The following is a 21,621-nucleotide window of genomic DNA, read 5'->3' on the forward strand; positions in this document are numbered from 1 at the left end:
CGACGGCAGCGCCCGGTCGGCGGCGCCGACCGAGCAGGACTGGGCGGCGTCGGGCATCACGCCCGACCGGAGGCTGGAGTCGGTGGGCGCGGTGGCCGACGTCCTGCCGAAGGGCCGCGCGGCGAAGCTGCTCGACGCCCTCGCGCCGGCCGACACCGGCGCATCCGTCAAGAGGGCCGACAGCGGCAGCGTCGGGTACGTCTGGCTGGACCAGCCGGTCCGGGCCTCGGACGCCGACTCCAGCCCGCAGATCGGCGCCCCCGAGGCGTGGGAGGCCGGGTTCACGGGTGAGGGCGTCACGGTCGCCGTGCTCGACTCCGGCATCGACGCGACGCACCCCGACCTGGACGAGGTGGTGGTCGGCGAACGCGACTTCTCCGGCAAGGGCAACGTGGTCGACGGCGACGGCCACGGCACGCACGTCGCGTCGATCCTGGCCGGTTCGGGCGACGCGTCCGACGGCGTGAACAAGGGCGTCGCCCCGGACGCCGACCTGCTGGTCGGCAAGGTGCTGGACGACGACGGCTACGGCGAGCTGTCCGGCGTCATCGAGGGCATGGAGTGGGCGGCCGCGGAGGGCGCCGACGTCGTGAACCTGTCGCTGGGCAGCCTGTTCTTCGACGTCCCGTCCCCGGACGCCGTCGCGGTGGACGAGCTGACCGAGCAGTTCGGCACGCTGTTCGTCGTGGCCGCCGGCAACGACGGCGACCTGGGCGAGGGCACCGTCGGCTCGCCAGGCATCGCCGCGAAGGCCCTCACCGTGGGCGCCGTCGACGACGCGGACGAGGTCACCGTCTACTCCAGCCGTGGCGGCGCTGACGCCGGGCTGCTCAAGCCGGACGTCGTCGCCCCGGGCGACGGGATCGTCGCCGCGCGGGCCGCAGGCACGACGGCGGGCGACGTCGTCGACGACCTGCACGTCGCGCTGAGCGGCACGTCCATGGCCGCCCCACACGTGGCGGGCGCCGCCGCGATGCTCAAGCAGGCCCGGCCGGACCTCTCCGCCACGGCGCTCAAGTCCGCGCTGATGGGTTCGGCGGTGTCGACCGGCGCCGACGTCTGGACCGAGGGCGCCGGGCGGATCACCGTCCCGGGCGCCATCGCACAGCAGGTCACGGCCACGCCGTCGGTCTCGTTCGGCGCCTTCGCCTGGCCGCACGACGGCGAGACGGCCACCGAGACCGTGACCTACACGAACGCGGGGTCCGACGACGTCACGCTCACCGTCGCGAGCGACGTCACCGACTCGGCGGGCACCGACGTGACCGCCGCGCTCACCCTGTCGGCAGGCTCCGTGGTCGTGCCGGCGGGCGGGACCGCGACCGTCGACGTGACCGCTGCCGACGGCCCGGGCGCGATCGGCGCGATCGGCGGCACGCTCGTCGCCACCGGGTCGGACGGCACCACGGTACGCACGCCCGTCGGCTGGGCCAAGGAGCGCGAGTACGTGAACCTCACGGTGCGCGCCGTCGACCGGGCGGGCGAGCCCGTCACGGCCGACACCTGGGGCGCCGCGATCAAGCTGGACCCCGAGAACGGCGGCGTCTTCGGCACCAACCTCTTCTTCGAGGACGGCGTCGCCACGGCACGTGTCATCCCGGGCGTCTACAGCCCGATGGCCTTCGTCGAGACGCTGGACGAGGACGGCGCGGTCACCGACGCACTGTTCCTGTCGAGCGGTGAGGTCGACGCGACGGCCGACGCCGAGGTGCTCCTGGACGGCACGACGGCGCGGGAGGTCACCACATCGACGCACCGGCCGGCCGAGCTGGCGAGCCTGGGCCTCTCCGTGGAGACAGAGGACTCGGCGGAGCTCGCCACCGCGGGGGTCAACGTGATGTACGGGCCAGGGACTGACCTCGCCCTGACCCCGGTGCCCGCGGCGTCGCACGGCGACTACGACACCATCGTCCAGGCGACGCTGCTGCCGCCCACCACCGGGGCCGACAGCAAGGACAAGGCGGCTCCCTACCGCTACGACCTCGCCCACCACAGCGAGGGCGTCGAGGTGCCGGCACTGGTGGGCGACCGCAGCACCACGGTCGCCGTCGACACGAGCTACGGCGCCTCGGTCGGCGACACCCACCTCGCGCGGCGCCACTACTGGGAGCCAGGCACCATCATCGCCGGCGGAGCCGACGAAGCGGTCCCCGTCGGGACGCGGCGCACCGAGTACGTGACGGCCCTGCCGGGCAGGTGGTACCTCGGGTCCGAGATCCAGGAGGACGGCGTGGGCGTGGTGCTCACCGAGGCCGTGCGGCACGTCTGGAGCGAGCCGGGCCGCGCCCGGCAGGGGCTGGCGACGGGTGCGCTCGCGCCGTCGACCACGGCGATCACACCGGTCACGCAGGTGGGCGGGGACATCTGGCTCACGCCGTCGGGCCGGGCCGATGCCGACAACGGCGTCCTGTGGGGTTCCGACATCGTCGAACGCCTGCGTGTCTGGCAGGACGGCGAGCTGATCGACGACGTCCCCGAGCCCTACTCGTTCCCCACCGTGCCCGAGGGCGGGGCCGACTACCGGATGCTGCTGGAGAGCACGCCCGACGACCCCGCGTACCGGCTCGCCACCAGCGTGACCGGTGAGTGGGAGTTCCACGCGCGGCCCGACGACGCCGAGGAGGCCTACCCGCCGCTGCTCGACACCACGTGGGACGTGCGCGGGCTCGACCCGTCGGGCTCCGCACCGGCGACCACACGGGTGCGAGTCGGTGTGGGCTACCAGGACGGCGCGTACGACACGTCGACGGTCGAGGGCGCCCGCCTGTGGTGGTCGTCCGACGACGGCACCACCTGGCACCGGGCCAAGGTGACCCGGACCGGTGACGACACGTTCGTCGCGGCGGTCAGGGCACCGGCCGGCGCCGAGCACGTCTCGCTCAAGGTCAAGGCGTGGGACGCGGCGGGCGCGTCGGTGACCAAGACGGTCGTCAGGGCATACGCCGTCGACTGACACCCCCGTTGAGTGCTGGATATTCGCCCTGTCGTGAGCGATCACGGGGCGAATATCCAGCACTCAACGTTGGGAGCCTCAGCAGCTGCCCTGTCGCGCCGTCGACGTTGACCTCGCCGAAGTGCTGGAAGCCCTCCAGCGGCGAGGTGTTGGCGCGCGGCGGGGAGCTGACGAACTCCCAGAACGGGTCGAACCCCTCGAACGCGGCCCGCTCGGGCGCGTTAGGCGAACTGCCCGCGGTACTCGGCCAGGGTCTCGGCGACCTTGGCCTTCTCCGGGGTGACGACGTTGCGCCAGACCCACGGTGTCGCCGCTGTGCAGGAGGAAGCCGGTCGGCCCGTGTCCACACCACCGCGCCGGAAGACGTCCGGGTAGCCGCGGCCCGACCACCGGGTGAACCGGCAGTGGCACGGCGCGTCAGGACCCCGGTTTGACACACGAGTTCTCGGACCATGTACTCGTCGCCATGGATGACGCACACAGTCCCCGTGCCCACCGCCCGAGCCGGGTGCGCGAGGGCGGCGTCTGATGGACCAGGACACGTGGGTCAACATCGCGCTCGTGCTGCTGTTCATCCTGATCGGAGGCGTCTTCGCCGGCACGGAGCTTGCCCTGGTCTCCCTGCGCGGGAGCCAGATCAGTCGCCTGGAGGCCATGGGCGGGCGTGGTGCCCGGGTGGCCGCGGTCGCGAGGGACCCCAACCGGTTCCTCGCCGCCGTCCAGATCGGTGTGACGGTCGCGGGGTTCTTCTCCGCCGCATACGGTGCCTCGACGCTGGCACCGGACTTCGCACCCGTCCTCATGGGTCTCGGGATGCCCGACGACCTCGCGCAGACCCTCTCGCTGATCGTGCTGACACTGGTGATCGCCTACCTCTCGCTCGTGCTCGGCGAGCTGGTCCCGAAGAGGTTCGCGCTCCAACGCTCCCAGAGCATCGCGCTGGCCGTCGGGCCCCCGCTGGACCGGTTCGCGAGCCTGATGCGTCCGGTGGTGTGGCTGCTGTCGGTGTCCACCAACGCGGTGGTGCGGCTGCTCGGAGGTGACCCGCGGGCCACCTCCGAGGAGATGACCGAGGAGGAGCTGCGGGACGTCGTCGAGACCCACGAAGGGCTGCCCGAGGAGGAGCGCCGCATCCTGCGCGACGTCTTCGACGCCGCCGACCGGTCGGTCAGCGAGGTGATGCGCCCCCGCGGCGAGGTGGCCTTCATCGCCGGCGACATGCCGGTGTCCGAGGTGCTCGAGATCGTCCAGGCGAGCCCGTACTCGCGTTATCCGGTCATCGGCACGGATTTCGACGACGTCGTCGGCGTCCTGCATGTCAAGGACCTGTTCGGGGTTCCGGGCACGACGCCGGTGCGCGCGCTGATGCGCACCATGCTCTTCCTCCCGACCACCACGCAGCTGGTCCCAGCGCTGTCGCAGATGCGGCGCGAGAGGCGTCATCTGGCCGTGGTGGTGGACGAGTACGGCGGTACCTACGGGATCGTCACGCTCGAGGACCTCGTGGAGGAGATGGTCGGTGACATCCGCGACGAGCACGACACGCACGAGGTCGGGCAGCTCGCGTCGAACGACGGGATCACTCGTGTGGAAGCCGGCATCACCATCGAGGAGTTCGCCGAGCGGACCGGTGTCGAGCTGGCCGACGGGCCCTACGAGACCGTGGCGGGCTACGTCATCAGCCGCCTGGGCCGGGTCGCCGAGGTCGGCGACACCGTCGAGGTCGACGGGCTCGACCTGATCGTCACCGCGGTCCGGGGACGGCGCCTGACCCAGCTGGAGGTCGTCCGACGAGCTTGACGCACGTCGCCCGGCCGCCCCGGGCCGCGAGACGTCGGCAGAGGTTCCACCGAGGAATAGTGTTCGTGCGTGCACGTGCTCCTGGTGGAAGACGACGAGTCGCTGGCGATGTCGTTGCAACGTGGGCTGGTCCGGTACGGGTACGAGGTCGAGTGGGTGGCGAGCGGCGCCGCGGCGCTGCGGGCCGACCCGGGCGACGTCGTCCTGCTGGATCTCGGACTGCCGGACGCCGACGGGCTGGACGTGTGCAGGGAGCTGCGAGCACGCGGCGACGTTCCCGTCATCGTCATCAGCGCGCGCAGCGACGAGGTCGACCGGGTGGCGGGCCTGGAGCTCGGGGCTGACGACTACGTCTCCAAACCGTTCGGGGTGCGTGAGGTGATCGCCCGGATCAGGGCGGTGATGCGGCGGGTGAACCCCGGTGGGGGCGCGGCCGGCGTCGGCCACTACGGGCGGGTGACCATCGACCGCAGAGCGGCACGGGCGTTCCTCGACGGGATAGAGGTACCGCTGGCACGCAAGGAGTACGAGCTCCTCGCCTTCCTGACCGAGCAGCCGGGCGCCCTCCTGACCCGGGAACGGATCATGGAGGTGGTCTGGGACGTGAACTGGTTCGGTCCCACGAAGACCCTCGACGTGCACACCTCGGCGCTGCGGCGGAAGTTCGCGGGGGCGCTGACCATCGAGGCCGTACGCGGGGTCGGCTACCGCCTGGTCGTCGAGGGCGCCGAGCCATGACCCGGCGGCTGATCGTCAGCTACGTGATCCTGATCGCGATAGCGCTCCTGGCCTTCAAGCTGCCGGTCTCGGTCCCCGTCGGCAACCACCTGCGGGACGACACCGAGTCCGCCGTCCAGCGAGACGCCATGGCGATGGCGCTGCTGCTGGCGGACGGCGACCGGGACGCGCGCGACGCACTGGCCGAGACGGTGTCGGCGTACGAGCGGGACACACCCGGCGGCGTGGCCGTGCTCGATTCGTGGCACGGCCGCGACGCCACCGCCGAGTGGACCGACGTCGAGCTGGTCGTGACCGTCCCGGCGACACCGAACGGCGCCGTGCGGATCAGCTACCCGACCAGCGCGCTCGACGAACGGGTCCTGGACGTCTGGCAGCTGCGGGCCCTGCTCGCCGTCGGGATCCTCGCGGTGACGGCGCTGCTCGGGGCGCTGGCGGTGCGTCTGCTGACCAAGCCGCTGGGCGACCTGCAGACGATGGCCGGCAGGCTCAGCGACGGCGACCTCGCCGCCCGCACCGCCGTCGCGGGCCCACCGGAGACGCAGACGCTGGCGCTGGCCCTGAACTCCGCCGCCGAGCGCCTGGAGACCCTGGTCGCGGCCCAGCGGGTGTTCGTGGCCGACGCCTCCCACCAGCTCCGGACGCCGCTGACGGTGCTCCAGCTCTCGCTGGAGAACATCGTCGACGGCGTCGACGACGCGAGCGTCCGGGAGGACGTCGACCGGGCGAGCCGGGAGGTGACCCGGATCAACGGCCTGGTCAACGGGCTTCTCGTGCTGGCCCGGGCCGAGGCCCGGACCAGTGGCACACAACCGGTACCCCTGGCGGAGCTGGTCGAGCAGCGGCTCGACCTCTGGCACCTCGAGGGCGACGAACGCGACGTCGCGTTCCGGCTGACCGGAGCCTGGGCCGCCGGGCCGGTGGTCCTGGCGAGCCCCGGGCAGATCGAGCAGGTCCTGGACAACGTGCTCTCGAACGCGCTGAGCGTCTCGCCCGACGGGGCGACGATCACCCTCGACGTGCGGGTCGGTACCGACGACGTCGTGCTCGAGGTCCGCGACGAGGGTCCGGGCATGACCTCCGCCGAGAAGGCCCGCGCGTTCGACCGGTTCTGGCGCGGGCCGGGTCATACGGGCAGGTCCGGCTCCGGGCTCGGTCTGGCGATCGTCAGACAGCTCGTCGCCGACGCCGGTGGGGCCGTCGTGCTCGACGACGCCCCCACCGGCGGCCTGAACGTACGGATCAGCTGGCGGCAGGCAACAGCGACGAGTGGTGGCTGATGATCAGCCACTCGCCGTGCACCTTTTCGTACACGAAGGTGTAGCGCGCGTCCGCGAAGGTCTGCGTACCGTCGTCGGCGGTGAAGGTGAAGGTGTAGAGGCCGGTGTCGATCGCCGTGTTCTTGTCGAGCACCTCGATGACGGACTGGGTCCGCTCCCCGCTCGGGTTCTTGGCGAGGAAGTGCTCGAAGTAGTCCACGAGCCCGGCGCGGTCCGTCCGGACCACGGGCGAGAGCGTGGGCAGCAGCACCGCGTCGGGGGCGTAGAGGTCGGCCACCTTCTCCGGGTCGCCGGTCTCGACAGCGGCGTTCCACCGGTCGAAGAGCGCGTCGATCTCGGCCTTGGTCGGCGTGCCGTGGTGGGTCGCCACCTGCGCGTGGCCGGCGGTCTGCGCGGTCTGCGGCGCAGCGGCCACGGCGGTGGCTACGGCCGGTCCACCAAATGCGGCGGCGGCCAGCACGGCCCCCGCGCCGATGACCCAAAGCTTCTTCATGGATGTCTCCCTGGCATAACGGACGTACCGGAAGCCATCACTGTCGCAAGCCGTGGGTTAGCGGAGAGTGAGCGCCGATCAAGCCGGTGGACAGGGAACGAGAACCCGCGCGGCGCACCCGGCCGGGGCGGCTCCTACGGGTTGCCGCCCCAGCTCACGGGCCGGATGCTTGACCCGCCGACCGAAAGGGGTTACCCCGCCACATGTCCGCACCACCAGCCATCCGCCGCTGGGCCGTGGCAGCGCTCACCAGTGCGTGCGTCCTGGCCCTGGCGCTGACCGCGTGCGGCGCCCCCCGCACGATCGCAGGGGGCAGCGCCGACCGTGCGGGACTGTCCCACGATGCGCACGACGCTGTCCTCCGCGAGGGCGGCGACCTGCTGGTCTGGGCATGGGAGCCCACACTGGACAAGGTCGTCGAGGACTTCGAGGCGAAGTACCCCAACGTGAACGTCGAGATGGCGAACGTCGGCACGGGCAACGACCACTACGTCGCACTGCAGAACGCGATCAGCGCGGGCTCGGGCGTACCCGACGTCACGCAGATGGAGTACTACGCCCTGCCGCAGTTCTCCATCGCCGGCTCGCTGGCAGACCTGAGCGAGTTCGGTGCGGGTGACCTGAGCAGGTCCTTCTCGGCCGGTCCGTGGGGTGCCGTGACCGCTACCGGCAGTGCGACGGGCGACGAGGCCGTGTACGGCCTGCCGATGGACTCCGGCCCGATGGCCCTGTTCTACAACGCGCGGGTCTTCCAGGAGGCCGGCGTGACGGTGCCCACGACGTGGGAGGAGTTCGTCGCGGCCGCGGAGGCCATCCACGCGCACGACCCGGACGCGTACATCACGTCGGACAGCGGCGACGCGGGGTTCACGACGTCGATGATCTGGCAGGCCGGCGGCCACCCGTTCCAGGTGGACGGCACGAACGTCACGGTGGACCTCGCCGACGAGGGTAGCGCGCGGTTCGCGCGCATGTGGCAGCGGCTCATCGACCGTGGCCTGCTGGCCGACGTCCCCGCCTGGTCGGACGTCTGGTTCCAGGCCCTGGGCACCGGTGAGATCGCCGCGCTCGTGACGGGCGCCTGGATGCCCGCGAACCTCGCGACCGGTGCAGGCGCGGCGTCGGGCGACTGGCGCGTCGCGCGGATCCCCCAGTGGACCAAGGGGGCCTACCAGACCGCCGAGAACGGTGGCTCAGCGCTGGCGATCCCGGAAGGGAGCCAGAACAAGGAGCTGGCGTACGCCTTCCTCAAGTACGCGAACATCGGTGACGGCGTCACCACCCGCCTGGAGGCCGGCGCCTTCCCCGCCACCATGCGAGACCTGACCGATCCCGCCTTCCTCGCCGAGGAGCCGGAGTTCTTCGGTGGGCAGCAGATCAACAGGGTCCTCGCCGACTCGGCCGCCCACGTCGCGCCCGGGTGGCAGTACCTGCCCTATCAGGTGCACGCCAACAGCGTCTTCCCCGACACCGTCGGCCAGGCCTACACCGGCTCGCACACCCTCGCGGACGGGCACGAGGCCTGGCAGGAGTCGGTCATCCGTTACGGCAACGAGCAAGGGTTCAGCGTCACCGGCCCGGACGAATAGGTAGCCGCCCCCGACCCCGTCACGGACGCGTGCCACGCGCCTCGGCGAGGAGGCGCACCGCCTTGGGCCCGACGCCGTGGATGGGGAGGAGCACGTCGAGGTTCTCGGGGAGATCTTCCATCGTCCGGTATCCCTCGGCCAGCAGGGCACCCGTCGCCGGCCGCCCGATCTTCACGCCGTCGAACACGGGTCCCATGTCGGTCTGGTCCGGGTCCGCCTGATCCGTCATGAGCCCACGCTACTGCCCGTGACTCTCGCCGGCGGATGCACCCAGCGAGGTGATGAAGTGCTCGGCCGCGGCGTCGATCTCGGCGGTCGGAGTCAGTAGCCGCTGCAGCAGCAGTCCTCGCAGGCACGAGGTGGCGATGATGCTCTGCCGTTCTGCCTGGGTCGGCGTGGCGCCGTCGCGAAGGGCGGCCGCTCCGAGGATGCGCGCCAGGTCGTCGATGTCCGCGACGAACTCGTGGAACACGTCCTGCTCGTAGACGGCGAGTCCGACCAGGTGGAAGAAGGCGCGGATCCGGTCCTCGTGCGCCGGGTCCGAGTAGAAGCTCCAGATGGTCCTGCACAGGGCTTCGAACCCGAGCTCGTCGCCGGCCGCGGCGATGACGAGGTTGTCGCGGCGGCGCGCCTCCGACAGCACGGCACGCAGCAGACCTGGCCGCGAACCGAAATGATAGGTGAGCAGCGTGTGGTGCACACCGAGCCGCTCGGCGACCTGGCGCATCGAGAGGTTCGCACCCGGACCGTTCTCACCGAACTCGTCGAACAGCGCTTCCAGCAGCCGCTCCCGACCTTCTCCGACCGGCGATCTCACGGTACCTCCCGTTGACGAACTCACCACTGTTGAGTAGCGTACCGGACAGTGAATTCACCACTGTTGAGGACGGTGCGCCGGGCCGTGGAGAGGATCGTCCTCGTGGTGAGGGCCGGCGGCACCATGAGAGGAGAAGCTCGATGAGCGAGATACTGCACGGCTGCCTGCCGGACACGGAGTACTTCGAGGCCACCGCACGGTCGGGGCACAGCTACGGCGTCTGGGTGACCACACCGCCTGGCTATGCGGACTCCACAGATCCACTGCCGCTGATCTACGTGGTGGACGGCAACTGGACCGTTGGTCTCACCGCTCCCCTGATCGTCGCCCAGGCGGACCCGTTCCTGACGATCGGCCCCTACATCCAGGTCACCATCGGCTACGCCGGCGCGGAGGCAGCGGCCTGGGAGCATCTGCGCAACCGCGACCTGGTCCCGCCGGGGGAACCTGTCAGCGCGGAGATGGTGGCCACCGTCGAGTGGGCACGTGACACCGGGAAGATGACCACGGCGCAGATGGAGGCCTACCTCGCGGAGCTGTCGGACACGCACGCGGATGTCTTCCTCGACTTCCTCACCGCCGAGCTCCACCCCCGGCTGCGGTCGAAGCTGCGTGTCAGCGACTCCGGGCACGGCCTGTTCGGCTACTCCTACGGGGGCCTCTTCGCCCTCTACGCCTGGCTGCGGGAGGCGGCACCGTTCACGACCTTTGGCGCAGGCAGCCCCGGTGTGGTGAGTGCCGACAGCCGGATCTTCGACCTGGTCGAAGCCCTCCCCGAGCCGGGCGAGGACTCCGCTCCCCCGCGCCTGCACATCACGCTGAACGAGGCCGAAGCGCTCGGAGATATCCCGATCTACCGCGGAATGGCGCGCAACGTCCTCGCGGTACTGGACCAGCTGCACACCAAGGGCCGGTCGGAGCAGGTCTCGAACACGATGCTGCACGAGACACATGTCACGGGGCTTCAGGCATCGTTCCTCAGCTATCTGAAGGCGTGCCACGCGCGGTAGCCGGATCGTTCCGGTGTCGGGCCGGCCGCGCCGGTGACCTGCTGGGCGGCATCGCACCTGCTCCGTCTGGGCACAGTTGCCACGAATTCACCCTGCGATCCACGAGACCCACGCCACCGGCCCGGCGTAGCGTGGCGAGCTGTGGACGATGACGAGCTCGTGGCTGCCATGATGCAACCCCTGGAGATCGACTTCCAGGTCACCGACCATTTCGACGAGTGGGACACAGAGGGCATCGCGCAGTTCCGTCGCTGCGGACGCCGGGCGATCCGGAAGCTCGGCTACAAGGCGCACACGTTCCAGACCGACCCGGCGAAGCGTGACGACCGCCGCGTGATCGTGTACGCCATGATCACGAACCGCACCGAGGACGACGAGGCGCGCCTTGCCGAACGCAGCTGGTTCCTGATCCAGAACATGCCGTCCTCGTTCGAGGAACGGACGGACCCGTAGCGTCCCGGGCCACGCTCACGACGCCGGAGCGTACGACGGCGTCGTGAGCGCGACCGGGTCGGCTGTCTAGCTACCGACCGTCCATCGCTGGTTGGCCTGTCCGGCGCCGCAGGTCCAGAGCTGGACCTTCGTGCCGTTGCTGGTGCCGAAGCCCGAGGCGTCCAGGCACAGGCCGGACTCCACGCCGGTGATGGTGCCGTCGGCGTTGACGTTCCACTGCTGGTTGGCCTGTCCGTTGCAGTCCCAGATGACCACCTGGGTGCCGTTGCTGGTGCCGTGCCCGTAGGCGTCCAGGCACTTGTCGCCGTACACCTTGAGCTCCTTGCCGGCGGTGTCGGTCCACCGCTGGTTGGAGCCTCCCCAGCAGTCCCACAGCTGCACGTCGGTGCCGTTGGTGGTGCCGACCCCGGTGACCTCGAGGCAGCGGTCGGACTGCGCGCCCACGATCTCCGTGCCGCTCGGGGCGCCGATGCTGCCGGGTACTGCTCGCAGTGCGTCGTACCAGACTGCGGCCATCTTGTCGTAGCCTGCGGCGGTCGGGTGGACGCCGTCCTCCAGGTCGGCGGCCGTCAGGGCGCTGTGCATGTCGACCAGGTGCACCTTCTTGCCTGCGTTCACCTTGCTCTGCACGATGCCGGGGATCGCCGCGTTGAACCTGTTGACCGCCGCGTCCCCCTCGCTCCAGCCGAGCGGAATGATCTGCGCGACGAACACCTCGGCGTCCGGCGCCGTCGTGGTGATGCGGTCGATCAGCGCGGACAGCCGGTCCGGTGCGCCGGAGCTGTTGTCCTGGAGGACGTCGTTGGTACCGATGTGCAGCAGCACGGTCTGCGGCTGGTACGTGTTCAGCCAGCCGACGACGTTCGCGTCGATCTGGTCGATGCGCCACCCGGGGTGGCCTTCGTGATCGTGGTCGCCGAGACTCGCCGGTCCGTTGACCTGCGACCCGACGAAGTCCACGGTGTACCCGCCGTTGGCCAGGCGCTGCCAGAGGCCGATCCGGGACCCGCCCGGTGTCTGTGTGCCCTCGGTGATCGAGTCACCCAGCGGCATGACCCGCACCCCGCCGTTGGACTCCGCGCTGGCGGGTCCGGTCGGTGTCGTCACCATGGCCAGGACAACGCCCAGCGCCACGGCCGCTCCGAGCCACCTTGCTCTTGTTCGCATCATCTACTCCTCAGGCTCTGTTCGGGATTGGCTCTGTTCGGGATCGCAATGAGCTCAGTCGCGCCGCAGGGTCAGCAGACCCGGCCGGTAGGGCAGCGTGCCGTACTCCCCGCCGTCGGTGCCGGGGTCACGCCCCTGATAGAGGAACTGCAGGTTGCAGGGATCGATGGTCTTGGTCTGGTCGGGGTTGGTGCGCAACAGGTCGCCGTGGCTGATGTCCCTGGTCCAGGTCGCGCCGCTGTTGGCGCTGCCCGCGAAGGGGCTGTTCACGGTCTCGGCCCCGGCCTGCGGTGTCCATGTGCCGTCGAGGCTGGTGGCCGTGAACGAGCGGAAGTAACGGCCGAAGCCCGTGTAGTTCTGGGCCTCGACGATCATGAGGTACTGGTTCTGCCCCTGGACCTTGTAGACCTCGACCGCCTCGAACAGGTTGAGCGGCGTGTCGCTCATGATCTTCGTGAACGAACCGAAGGTGCCCGGGAACCCGCCGATGGGCATGCTGGCGCGGTAGATGCCGCCTTCGTCGTCGGCGAAGAACATGTACATGTTGGTGTCGTCGCCGATGAGCGTGACGTCGAGGGGGCCTCCCTTCGGGAGGGTGGCCGTGAACAGGTCCTGCTGCGCGGACCAGCCATCGGGGTCGGTCGGGTCGCTCGAGGTGCGGTAGGAGAAGCTGTACGGCCAGCCCCCGTTGTAGGCGAGCACCCAGATGTTCTTCGGGGCGAAGTAGAACAGCGTCGGTGCGATGGCATCGAAGGGCACCGCGTTCTGGCCGGCCGTGGCCATGTCGGACCAGTTCGTGAAGGGGCTGAAGGTCATCAGTCCCCAGTTGCCGTCGGGATAGGGCAGCGCGCCGTGCGTCGTGGCATAGACGATCTTCTGGCCGTCGTGCTCGACGGCGGTGAAGTCCTTGAGGGCGGCCCACCCCGCCTTCGGCTGTGCCAGGGGGCCCGTCGAGCTCCAGCGGTACGTCGACGGAAGCGTGCACTGGCTGCCCCCGCCGTCGACGCGGACGAGCTGCCACTGCTGGTTGGTCCCGCCCCAGTCGCCGTACTGCACGACGTTCGCGCCGTCGTTCGTCGCCGCGTTCTGGACCTCGACCGCCTTGTCGCTGTTCCGGTTGACCAACCGCACGTAGCCGCCGTCGGAGTCGGCCAGCCGGAACTGCTGGTTCGCGCCGCCGTGGTCGGCCCACTGGTGGATCGCGGCGCCGTCGGCCGTGGACCAGTCGGACACGTCGAGCACCTTGCCCGAGTGCCGCGCCTTGATCCGGTAGTAGCCGTCCCCGGCGTCCACGAACTGGAACTGCTGGTTCTCGGCGTTCGTACGGGTCCACTGGTGGAGCAGGGCTCCGTCAGCGGTCGACACACCACTGACGTCCAGGGCCTTGCCGCTGGCGCGGTTCACCAGCACGTACCAGGCGCCGGGGTCGACAGTGGCGGCGGCGGCCGTCTCGGTGACCGCGAAGATGCCGCCACCGGTCAGCACCGCCGCCACGGTGGCGGCGAGGAACCGCTTCAACCACCGTCGCGGCCGCGGCGGCGGCGCGATAGTTCGAGTACTGGAAAGCGCAGACATGGTCCTCCTTGACCAAAGTGCCGGACTGTTCACCTGAGAAGCGATCCGGGCGGGCTCGGCCTTGCGCCGAGCCCGCCCGGATCACTGTGTGTCGCTCAGTCGCGCTGCAGGGTCAGCAGACCCGGCCGGTAAGGCAGGCGGCCGTAGTCCCCGCCGTCAGAGCTGGGGTCGCGCCCCTGGTAGAGGAACTGCAGGTTGCAGGGGTCGATGGTCTTGGTCTGGTCGGGGTTGTTACGCACCAGATCGCCGTGGCTGATGTCCCGGGTCCAGGACGTCGCGCCGCTGTTGGCGCTCCCGGCGAACGGGCTGCTCTGGGTCTCGGCCTGGGGCTGTGGCGTCCACTCGCCGTCGAGGCTGGTGGCCGTGAACGAGCGGAAGAAGCGACCGTTCGACCCCATGGCCTCGACGATCATGAGGTACTGGTTCTGACCCTGGACCTTGTAGACCTCGACCGCCTCGAACAGGTTGTCCCTCGTGTCGGTCATGATCCGGGTGTAGTTCGAGCCGAAGCTGCCCGGGAAGTCATCGAGGGCCATGCTGGACCGGTAGATGTTGCCCTCGTCGTCGGCGAAGAACATGTACATGTTCTCGTCGTCGGCGATGAGCGTCTGGTCGATAGGCGCCCCGACGGGAAGGGTCGCCGTGAAGAGCTCGTGGTGCTCGCCCCAGCCGTTGGGGTCGGTCGGGTCGCTCGAGGTGCGGTAGGAGAAGCTGTACGGCCAGCCCCACTGGTAGGCGAGCACCCAGGTGTTCTTCGGGGCGAAGTAGAGCAGCGTCGGCGCGACGGCGTTGAAGGGCAGTGCGCGCTGGGTGGCGGCGCCCATGTCGGACCAGTTCGTGAAGGGGCTGAAGACCGTAGAGCCCCAGCTGCCGTTGGGAGGCGCTACCGCGTTGTGCGTGGTCCCGTAGACGAGGTACTGGCCGTTGTGGCGAACGGCGGTGAAGTCCTTGAGCGAGACCTGCCCGTTCTGCGGTTGTGCCAGCGGGCCCGTCGAGGTCCAGCGGTACGTCGACGGAAGCGTGCACTGGCCGCTCCCGCCGTCGACGCGGACGAGCTGCCACTGCTGGTTGCTGCCGCCCCAGTCGCTGTACTGCACGACGGCGCCGCCGTCGTTCGTCGCCGCGTTCTGGACCTCGACGGCCTTGTCGCTGTTGCGGTTGATCAACCGGACGTAGCCGCCGTCGGAGTCGGCCAGCCGGAACTGCTGGTTGACGCCGCCGTGGTCGGTCCACTGGTGGATCGCGGCGCCGTCGGCCGTGGACCAGTCGGACACGTCGAGCACCTTGCCCGAGTGCCGCGCCTTGATCCGGTAGTAGCCGTCGCCGGCGTCCACGAACTGGAACTGCTGGTTGTTCGCGTTCGTGCGGGTCCACTGGTGGAGCTGGGCTCCGTCGGCGGTGGACACACCGCTGACGTCCAGGGCCTTGCCGCTGGTGCGGTTCAGCAGCACGTACCAGGCGGTGGGGTCGACGGTGGCGGCAGCAGCCGGGCCGGTGACGGCGACGACGCCCGCACCCGCCAGCACAGCGGCCACACCAGCGGCGACGACCCGCACCAACCAGCGACGTAGCCGCGACGGCGGCACGACCGTTCGAGAACTGGAAACAGCAGACATGATCCTCCTTGACCAAGACCTGGCGGCTCACCGAAACATGAACCGCGACGCATACCCGGGCGCATGCGGTGGGATGTTAGCGCTCACAACTGAGATGACACGGCCGCGTGTGATCCAAGCACCGACGAAGAGGCTTGCCCGTAAAGCCTGGTTTCGACGGCTTGACCAAATGTGAGCGATAACACGTCATACGTCAAGTGTCAGATGTCTTTCGCGGCCACGTGTCGGCAGGCCCACCCGGCCACAGCTCCACCAGTCCCACCCGGCCGGTGGCGAGTGCCCGACCTACCAGGCGATCGGCCCGTGGGCGGACAGGAACGCACCGGTCGGGCCGTCGGGGCCGACCTGCGCCATCCGCACGATGATCTCGGCGCCCTCCTCGACGGTCTGCGTACCGGTGCGGCCGTTGAGGTCGGTGGCGGTGAAGCCGGGCTCGACCATGTTGATCCGCATCTGCGGGAACGCCTTCGCGAACTGGATCATCATGGCGTTGACGGTCGTCTTCGAGGCGGGGTACGCGACACCCGGGTACCCCCAGCTGGGCTGGCCAGGGTCGGCGAGCCCTGCCAGCGAGCCGAGTCCGCTGCTCACGGTCACGATGACCGGGGCCGGCGACCGCTCCAGCAGGGGCAGGAACGCGTGCGTGACGCGCAGGGTCCCGAACACGTTGGTGTCGAAGATGCGACGCAGGCTGTCGGCGGTCTCGTCGGCCGGGCGCGGCACGCCGTTGTCGGCGGTGCGCGCCTCGACACCCGCGTTGTTGACGAGCACGTCGAGCCCGCCTTCGGCGGCGATCTGCGCGGCTGCCGCCTCGACCGAGGCGTCGTCGGTCACGTCGATGACGACGAGGCGCGCGCCCAGCTCTTCGGCGGCGCGGCGTCCGCGCTCCTTGTCCCGTGCGCCCACGTAGACGGTGTGGCCCGCGGCGACGAGCTGACGGGCGGCCTCATAGCCGAGGCCCTTGTTGGCCCCTGTGATCAGTGTGGTGGTCATGTCTCGACCGTGCGCCTCTCCGGAGCGCGCAACCAGCCGTCTCGTTTTCCTGGGACCGCCAGGGCCAGCCTGGCGGCATCGTCACGCCGGCCTGGCCCACCGACCTGGCCCACCGACCTGGCCCGCCGCGACGGACGGGCGCAGACTTGTCCCCATGACCGAGACCGAGTTCGGTGCGGCGGTACGACGCTGGCGCAACCGGGCCGCCCCCGACACCGCGGGGCTGCCACCAGGATCCCGCCGTCGCACCCCGGGCCTGCGCCGCGAGGAGGTCGCTCAGCTCGCCGGGATCTCGGCCGACTACCTGACCCGCCTGGAACAGGGCCGGGCGGCGTCCCCCTCGGTGCAGGTCGTCGAGACGCTCGCCCGCGCGCTCCGCCTCACCTCCGCGGAACGGGCCCACCTCTTCCGGCTCGCCGGCTACCTCCCACCCGGCTCCGGGACGGTGCCCGCGTACCTCACCCCGGGTGTACGCCGGATGCTCGACCGGCTCGCCGACGTCCCGGTCGCGGTCTACGACGCCGCATGGACGCTGATCACGGCGAACGCGCCCTACGACGCCCTCATGGGAGACACCTCGGGATGGCGCGACAACGAGCGCAACGGCGTCTGGCGCAACTTCACCGGCCTGCCCAGCCGTGCCCTGCACACGCCCGAGGAGCAGATCGTCTTCGAGGAGACGCTGGTCGCCGACCTCCACCTCGTGGCCGGGCGCTATCCGGACGACCCGGCGCTGCTCCGCCTGATCGAGGACCTCCGCGTGGCGAGCCCGCGATTCGCGGAGCTCTGGCAGCGTGGCGACGTCGAACCGCAGCGGGGCACGACCAAGGTCATCGACCACCCGCAGGCCGGCCGCCTCACCCTGGACTGCGACGTGCTGTCCGTCGCCGGCGCCGACCTGCACCTCATGGTCTACACCGCCGAACCAGGTACGCCCGACGCCGACCGGCTCGCGCTCGCGCTCGGCACGCGATCGCTCGTCAGCTGAAGCCGTCGTCAGGACCGACCAGCGCGTTCGTCGACGCAGACCGCGTCATGGCAGGTGCCACACCTCCTGCATGTCCCGCCACCGCTCGCCCGGCGCCGCGTCCCGGCCGAACGCCGTCTGGCACGGGTCGGTGTGCCTCCACCACTCCTGGGTCACCGGGTCCTGCGCGATCCGGGCCATGTCGGCCTCGTGGTCGGCGCCGGTGTACTCGTAGTAGGCGAACAGCGTGTTCTCCAGCACGAAGATCGTGTAGTTGTGCACGTTGCACGCCTGGAGGGTCGCCTCGACCTGCGACCAGACGTCGGCGTGCAGGCGCAGGTACTCCTCCCGCAGCTCCGGGACGATGTTCACGACGAGGCCGTGTCTCTCCACCATGTTCGTACTCACTCCTTTGGTCCCGCCGGCGGTCATGCCCGCCACCAGGAATCGTTGCGAGAAGAGGAAGATCAGCAGCGGTGAGCAGGCTCCGGCCACCCGTGATCTTCATGAGCGCAACTCATCATACGAATCATGTCTATCCCTTGGGGCGGCGGCGGGCCCAGCTCCGTGAGATGTGCGCGCGCATCAGCTCCGCGGACGCGTCCGCGTCACCGCTCAGGAGCGCCTCGAAGATGTGGCGGTGCTCCTCGTGCGTCAGCTCGTTGTGACCCGTCGGCGGCGCGCCGGTGTACTGGGCCACGAGGCGAGCCTTGCCCTGGATGCTGGAGATGATCGCCCGCGCGAACTCGTTGCCGGAGATCCGGTGCACCAGGGAGTGGAAGGCGATGTCCTCCTCGGCGTACTTCTCGGGGTCGTCGAGCGCGGCGTTCAGCGCGTCGAACTGGCGGGACAGTACCGCGCGGGCGTCGTCGTCGATCTGACGGGCCGCCGAGGACGCCATCAGGCCCTCCAGCACGGTCCGGATCCCGATGAGCTGGTCCATGAACAGCAGGCTGTCGTCGCGCTGGAAGATCGCCTCCAGGACCATGGTGTCGAGCAGCGACCAGGACTCCCGGTCGAGCACTACCGTGCCCCAGCCCTGACGCACGGCGACCAGCCCCTTCTCCGCCAGCGCCGTGAGCGCCTCGCGGATCACGGTGCGGCTCACCGTGAACGTCTCGCACAGCACCGCGGCGGAAGGCAGCGCGGTTCCCGGCGCGTACTTCTCGGTGACGACGTCGTGCACCAGTGCCCGGATCACTGCCTCGGCGAGCGCCGGCCGGTTTCGGGTCACCTGCGTACTGGTCGATGCCTGCCGAACCACGTGCGCCTCCTCCTCCGACGCGCGATCTGGGGGGCCGCACGATCGCTCATCCGATCGCCCATCGTATCGCCCGGGCATCTCTCCGGGGCATCCCACCCGGCCCGGTCGACCATTGCGCATACATCATATGTGTGACTAATCTCGCGGCGGGTAACGAAGCCTGGTCGTCTCAGCAGAAAGCGATGGAACGATGACACCGAAGTCACGCACAGTTCCGGGATCCCGGGATCGATCGAGGAGAGCGGGAGCCATGGCCGCCCTGAGCGCCGTAGCGGTGATCGTCTCCGCGCTGGTTCCCGCCTCCGCGGCGCAGGCCGCACCCCAGGTCGCACAGCAGGGCAGAGACCGCACGTACTTCGCCGCGGCGGACGGCCTGGACCGCGGTCGGTGCGACGTACGGCACGCCTGCTCGCTCGAGCACGCGCAGGAGGTGGTCCGGCATGAGGCCCGCAAGGGCAGGGACGTCACCGTCCTGCTCGAGGACGGGACCTACCGGGTCTCCGAGCCCCTCGTGTTCGGCGCGCGGGACGGCGGCCGCGACGGTCACACCGTGCGGTGGACGGCGACGCCCGGCGCCCGGCCGGTGATCTCCGGCGCCGCCCCGATCTCCGGGTGGTCGGTCCACGACGAGGAGGCCGGCGTCTACGTCGCGGACACGCCGCCCGGCGTCGACAGCCGCCAGCTCTACGTGAACGGGATCATCGCGCAGCGCGCCTCCCTGCCGCTGGCCAACTCCGATGTGACGCCCACCCCGACCGGCCTGACCATCGACAACCAGCAGCTCGGCTACCTCAGCGGCCTGCCGGACCAGGGGCGGATCGAGTTCCAGTCCCTCGGCGACTTCACCAACCGCTACTCCCCCGTCGAGACGATCGACGGCTCGACGATCACCATGGCGCAGCCCGCGTGGGACAACAACACCTGGGGCTGGGACACCGTCCAGAACTCGTTCCTGGCGGGGCCGACGTGGTCGCTGGAGAACTCCCTCGCGTTCCTCGACCAGGTCGGCGAGTGGTACCTCGACCCGTCCGCGGGGAAGCTGTACTACAAGCCCGGTGACGGCGTCGACCCCGACGACCTGGACGTCGAGCTCCCGCAGGTGGAGTCGCTGGTGAGCATCAGCGGCACGTACGACGAGCCGGTGACGGGCCTCGCCTTCGACGGCATCGAGTTCACCGGCACCTCGTGGCTGGGCCCGTCCACCCACGGCTACGCGACCCAGCAGAACGGCGCGTTCATCAAGGACGCCTACGACTACCGCCCGGACGATGCCTTCACGAGCTGTTCCCGCGGCTGCGAGATGTTCGAACGAGCCCGCTTCGACGCCTGGTACCAGGAGCCGGCGGCGGTGCAGGTCTCCGCGGCCCAGGACGTCTCCCTGACCAACAACCGCTTCACGAACCTCGGGCAGACGGCGCTCGGCATCGGCAACGACGCCAACGCGATGCTCTCCGGCGTCGGCCTCGGCGCGAGCGGCATCGACGTGCTCGGTAACGTCTTCAACGAGGTCGGCGGCCACGGGATCGCCGTCGGCGGGGTGCGGGAGGACGCGCACCACCCGAGCGACCCGCGGATGATCAACAAGGACATCCGCATCGAGAACAACACGGTCAACCGGGTAGCCGTCGAGTACAAGGACAACTCGGGCATCCTCAGCACGTACGCGACGAACGTCCAGATCGTGCACAACGAGGTCGCCAACGTCGCCTACGACGGCATCGACACCGGCTACGGCTGGGGCATCAACGACGCGGGCGGCTCCGCGGAGTACGTCCGCCGCGGCTACTACAACTGGCATCCCCTGTACACGACCCCGACGACGCTCAAGGACAACCTCGTCGCGGGCAACCTCGTGCACCACACCAAGGCGCGGTTCGCCGACGGCGGGTCGCTGTACAACCTCTCGGCCAGCCCGGGCACCGTGGTGGAACGCAACTACCTGTTCAACGTCTCCGGCGTCGGCCTCTACCTCGACGAGGGGACGCGCTACACCACCTACCGGCAGAACGTGCTCCAGGGCACCAACCCGTGGATCTTCACCAACGCCTACAGCGACGGCAACAACACGAGCGACAACATGATCCGCGAGAACTGGCTGAACTCGGGCGGGGCCCAGATCCCGAACGCCGAGGAACGGAACAACCAGCTCGTCGACAACGTCACGGTCGCGGGCACGAACTGGCCGCAGGGGGCGCTGGACGTCATGTGCGAGGCCGGCGTCGCGCCGCAGTACCGCACGACGCTGAACGCCAACCTGTTCGGCCTCGCGCAGTGCCCGGTGGAGGCGCCGGTCGGTGACGCGTACCGAACGACGGCGGTGTCCGCGGCCGAGAGCTACTTCGGGCAGCAGTCCGGGCAGCAGGGCGCCGCCTTCGGCGTCGCGGCGGCGGGCGCGGACGTATGGGGCGGGGGTGGCCAGCGGGACGACGCGTTCGGAGCGCTCTACCGGACGGGCTCCTTCACTGCCGGGTCTAGCGTGTCCGTCCGCGTGGACACGATCAACGACACCGACGCCTGGGCCAAGAGCGGGGTCATGGTCCGCAACGACATGACCGCGCCCGGGGCGTCGTCCGGGTACGCGATAGCGGCCGTGACGCCGCGCAACGGCGTCGTCTTCCAGTGGGACGCGAACGGCGACGGCTACCTCGACAGCGCGAGCCAGGTACGGGTCGACACGCACCGCGCGGTGTGGGTCAGGCTGGACCGCGTGGACGGTCAGGTGTCGGCGTCCTACTCCTACGACGGCGTCAGCTACCGGCATGTCGGGTCGCCGGTGACGCTCCCGGGCGCGGCCGAGATCCAGGACGGCGGCGTCTTCTCGACGTCGCACGACGCGACCACGGCGGCGATCAACGTGTTCAGCGCCCTGACCCAGCCATAGCGTCCTGCCGAGGTAGAGCGCATGT

19 protein-coding genes are annotated in these 21,621 nt (G+C 70.0%); 9 read left to right on the plus strand and 10 right to left on the minus strand.

Going from position 1 to position 21,621, the window contains the following annotated elements:
- On the plus strand, window positions 1–2,953 hold a 2,953-nt coding region (locus tag ACQEVI_RS27490; RefSeq protein ID WP_432906196.1), incomplete at its 5' end, for a S8 family serine peptidase.
- Window positions 2,954–3,174: 221 nt separating this feature from the next.
- Here the strand turns inward: ACQEVI_RS27490 and ACQEVI_RS27495 are convergent.
- Window positions 3,175–3,390, minus strand: coding sequence for a hypothetical protein (locus ACQEVI_RS27495; RefSeq protein WP_432905685.1), 216 nt, complete (start codon window positions 3,388–3,390; stop codon window positions 3,175–3,177).
- Window positions 3,391–3,481: 91 nt separating this feature from the next.
- Here ACQEVI_RS27495 and ACQEVI_RS27500 point away from each other — a divergent pair, with 91 nt between their 5' ends.
- The 3 genes from ACQEVI_RS27500 (at window position 3,482) to ACQEVI_RS27510 (ending at window position 6,771) form a co-directional block, all read left to right on the plus strand.
- Window positions 3,482–4,753: a hemolysin family protein gene (locus ACQEVI_RS27500; RefSeq protein WP_432905688.1), complete on the plus strand. Its 1,272-nt coding sequence runs from the start codon at window positions 3,482–3,484 to the stop codon at window positions 4,751–4,753.
- Window positions 4,754–4,822: 69 nt separating this feature from the next.
- Window positions 4,823–5,491, plus strand: coding sequence for a response regulator transcription factor (locus ACQEVI_RS27505; protein ID WP_432905691.1), 669 nt, complete (start codon window positions 4,823–4,825; stop codon window positions 5,489–5,491).
- A complete protein-coding gene (locus ACQEVI_RS27510) occupies window positions 5,488–6,771 on the plus strand; it encodes an ATP-binding protein (protein ID WP_432905694.1) in 1,284 nt (427 codons plus the stop codon). Before ACQEVI_RS27505 ends, ACQEVI_RS27510 begins: the two co-directional genes overlap by 4 nt.
- Here ACQEVI_RS27510 and ACQEVI_RS27515 read toward each other — a convergent pair.
- Window positions 6,734–7,264, minus strand: a complete 531-nt coding sequence (locus ACQEVI_RS27515; protein ID WP_432905697.1) for an SgcJ/EcaC family oxidoreductase — start codon at window positions 7,262–7,264, stop codon at window positions 6,734–6,736. The two genes, ACQEVI_RS27510 and ACQEVI_RS27515, sit on opposite strands and share 38 nt — an antisense overlap.
- Window positions 7,265–7,467: 203 nt before the next feature.
- Between ACQEVI_RS27515 and ACQEVI_RS27520 the strand changes: the two genes are divergently transcribed.
- Window positions 7,468–8,853 (plus strand): ABC transporter substrate-binding protein, encoded by a 1,386-nt coding sequence (locus ACQEVI_RS27520; protein WP_432905700.1) that lies wholly within the window; start codon window positions 7,468–7,470, stop codon window positions 8,851–8,853.
- Window positions 8,854–8,872: 19 nt separating this feature from the next.
- On the opposite strand, the gene ACQEVI_RS27525 is transcribed toward ACQEVI_RS27520, so the two are convergent.
- Both ACQEVI_RS27525 and ACQEVI_RS27530 read right to left on the minus strand, forming a co-directional pair.
- Complete coding sequence (locus ACQEVI_RS27525) at window positions 8,873–9,082, minus strand: helix-hairpin-helix domain-containing protein (RefSeq protein WP_432905703.1); 210 nt, start codon at window positions 9,080–9,082, stop codon at window positions 8,873–8,875.
- 9 nt (window positions 9,083–9,091) lie between these two features.
- On the minus strand, window positions 9,092–9,670 hold the full coding sequence (locus ACQEVI_RS27530) for a TetR/AcrR family transcriptional regulator (protein WP_432905706.1): 579 nt from the start codon (window positions 9,668–9,670) through the stop codon (window positions 9,092–9,094).
- Between the two features lie 140 nt (window positions 9,671–9,810).
- On the opposite strand from ACQEVI_RS27530, the gene ACQEVI_RS27535 reads away from it, so the two are divergent.
- Together ACQEVI_RS27535 and ACQEVI_RS27540 are read left to right on the plus strand one after the other, a co-directional pair.
- Complete coding sequence (locus ACQEVI_RS27535; protein WP_432905709.1) at window positions 9,811–10,680, plus strand: alpha/beta hydrolase; 870 nt, start codon at window positions 9,811–9,813, stop codon at window positions 10,678–10,680.
- A 141-nt stretch (window positions 10,681–10,821) separates the two neighbouring features.
- A complete protein-coding gene (locus ACQEVI_RS27540; RefSeq protein WP_432905712.1) occupies window positions 10,822–11,133 on the plus strand; it encodes a hypothetical protein in 312 nt (103 codons plus the stop codon).
- 66 nt (window positions 11,134–11,199) lie between these two features.
- Here the strand turns inward: ACQEVI_RS27540 and ACQEVI_RS27545 are convergent, their stop codons facing one another.
- From ACQEVI_RS27545 to ACQEVI_RS27560, 4 genes are all read right to left on the minus strand, one after another.
- Window positions 11,200–12,300, minus strand: coding sequence for a ricin-type beta-trefoil lectin domain protein (locus tag ACQEVI_RS27545; RefSeq protein WP_432905715.1), 1,101 nt, complete (start codon window positions 12,298–12,300; stop codon window positions 11,200–11,202).
- Between the two features lie 54 nt (window positions 12,301–12,354).
- Window positions 12,355–13,875, minus strand: coding sequence for a non-reducing end alpha-L-arabinofuranosidase family hydrolase (locus ACQEVI_RS27550; RefSeq protein ID WP_432906199.1), 1,521 nt, complete (start codon window positions 13,873–13,875; stop codon window positions 12,355–12,357).
- Between the two features lie 95 nt (window positions 13,876–13,970).
- Entirely contained in the window at window positions 13,971–15,491 is a 1,521-nt protein-coding gene (locus ACQEVI_RS27555; protein WP_432906201.1) for a non-reducing end alpha-L-arabinofuranosidase family hydrolase, read from the minus strand.
- Window positions 15,492–15,776: 285 nt separating this feature from the next.
- Entirely contained in the window at window positions 15,777–16,484 is a 708-nt protein-coding gene (locus ACQEVI_RS27560) for an SDR family NAD(P)-dependent oxidoreductase (RefSeq protein WP_432906204.1), read from the minus strand.
- 154 nt (window positions 16,485–16,638) lie between these two features.
- Between ACQEVI_RS27560 and ACQEVI_RS27565 the strand changes: the two genes are divergently transcribed.
- On the plus strand, window positions 16,639–17,472 hold the full coding sequence (locus tag ACQEVI_RS27565; RefSeq protein WP_432906207.1) for a helix-turn-helix transcriptional regulator: 834 nt from the start codon (window positions 16,639–16,641) through the stop codon (window positions 17,470–17,472).
- Window positions 17,473–17,517: 45 nt separating this feature from the next.
- On the opposite strand, the gene ACQEVI_RS27570 is transcribed toward ACQEVI_RS27565, so the two are convergent.
- Window positions 17,518–17,847 carry an L-rhamnose mutarotase gene (locus ACQEVI_RS27570; protein ID WP_432906210.1) on the minus strand — a complete coding sequence of 110 codons (330 nt, stop codon included), beginning with the start codon at window positions 17,845–17,847 and terminating at the stop codon, window positions 17,518–17,520.
- A gap of 139 nt (window positions 17,848–17,986) precedes the next feature.
- Complete coding sequence (locus tag ACQEVI_RS27575; RefSeq protein WP_432906212.1) at window positions 17,987–18,715, minus strand: FadR/GntR family transcriptional regulator; 729 nt, start codon at window positions 18,713–18,715, stop codon at window positions 17,987–17,989.
- A gap of 250 nt (window positions 18,716–18,965) precedes the next feature.
- On the opposite strand from ACQEVI_RS27575, the gene ACQEVI_RS27580 reads away from it, so the two are divergent.
- Window positions 18,966–21,596 (plus strand): right-handed parallel beta-helix repeat-containing protein, encoded by a 2,631-nt coding sequence (locus ACQEVI_RS27580; RefSeq protein WP_432906215.1) that lies wholly within the window; start codon window positions 18,966–18,968, stop codon window positions 21,594–21,596.
- Window positions 21,597–21,621: the final 25 nt, after the last annotated feature.

The sequence above is a fragment of the Promicromonospora sp. CA-289599 genome, assembly GCF_050936155.1.
In the GTDB taxonomy this organism is placed as follows: Bacteria; Actinomycetota; Actinomycetes; order Actinomycetales; family Cellulomonadaceae; genus Promicromonospora.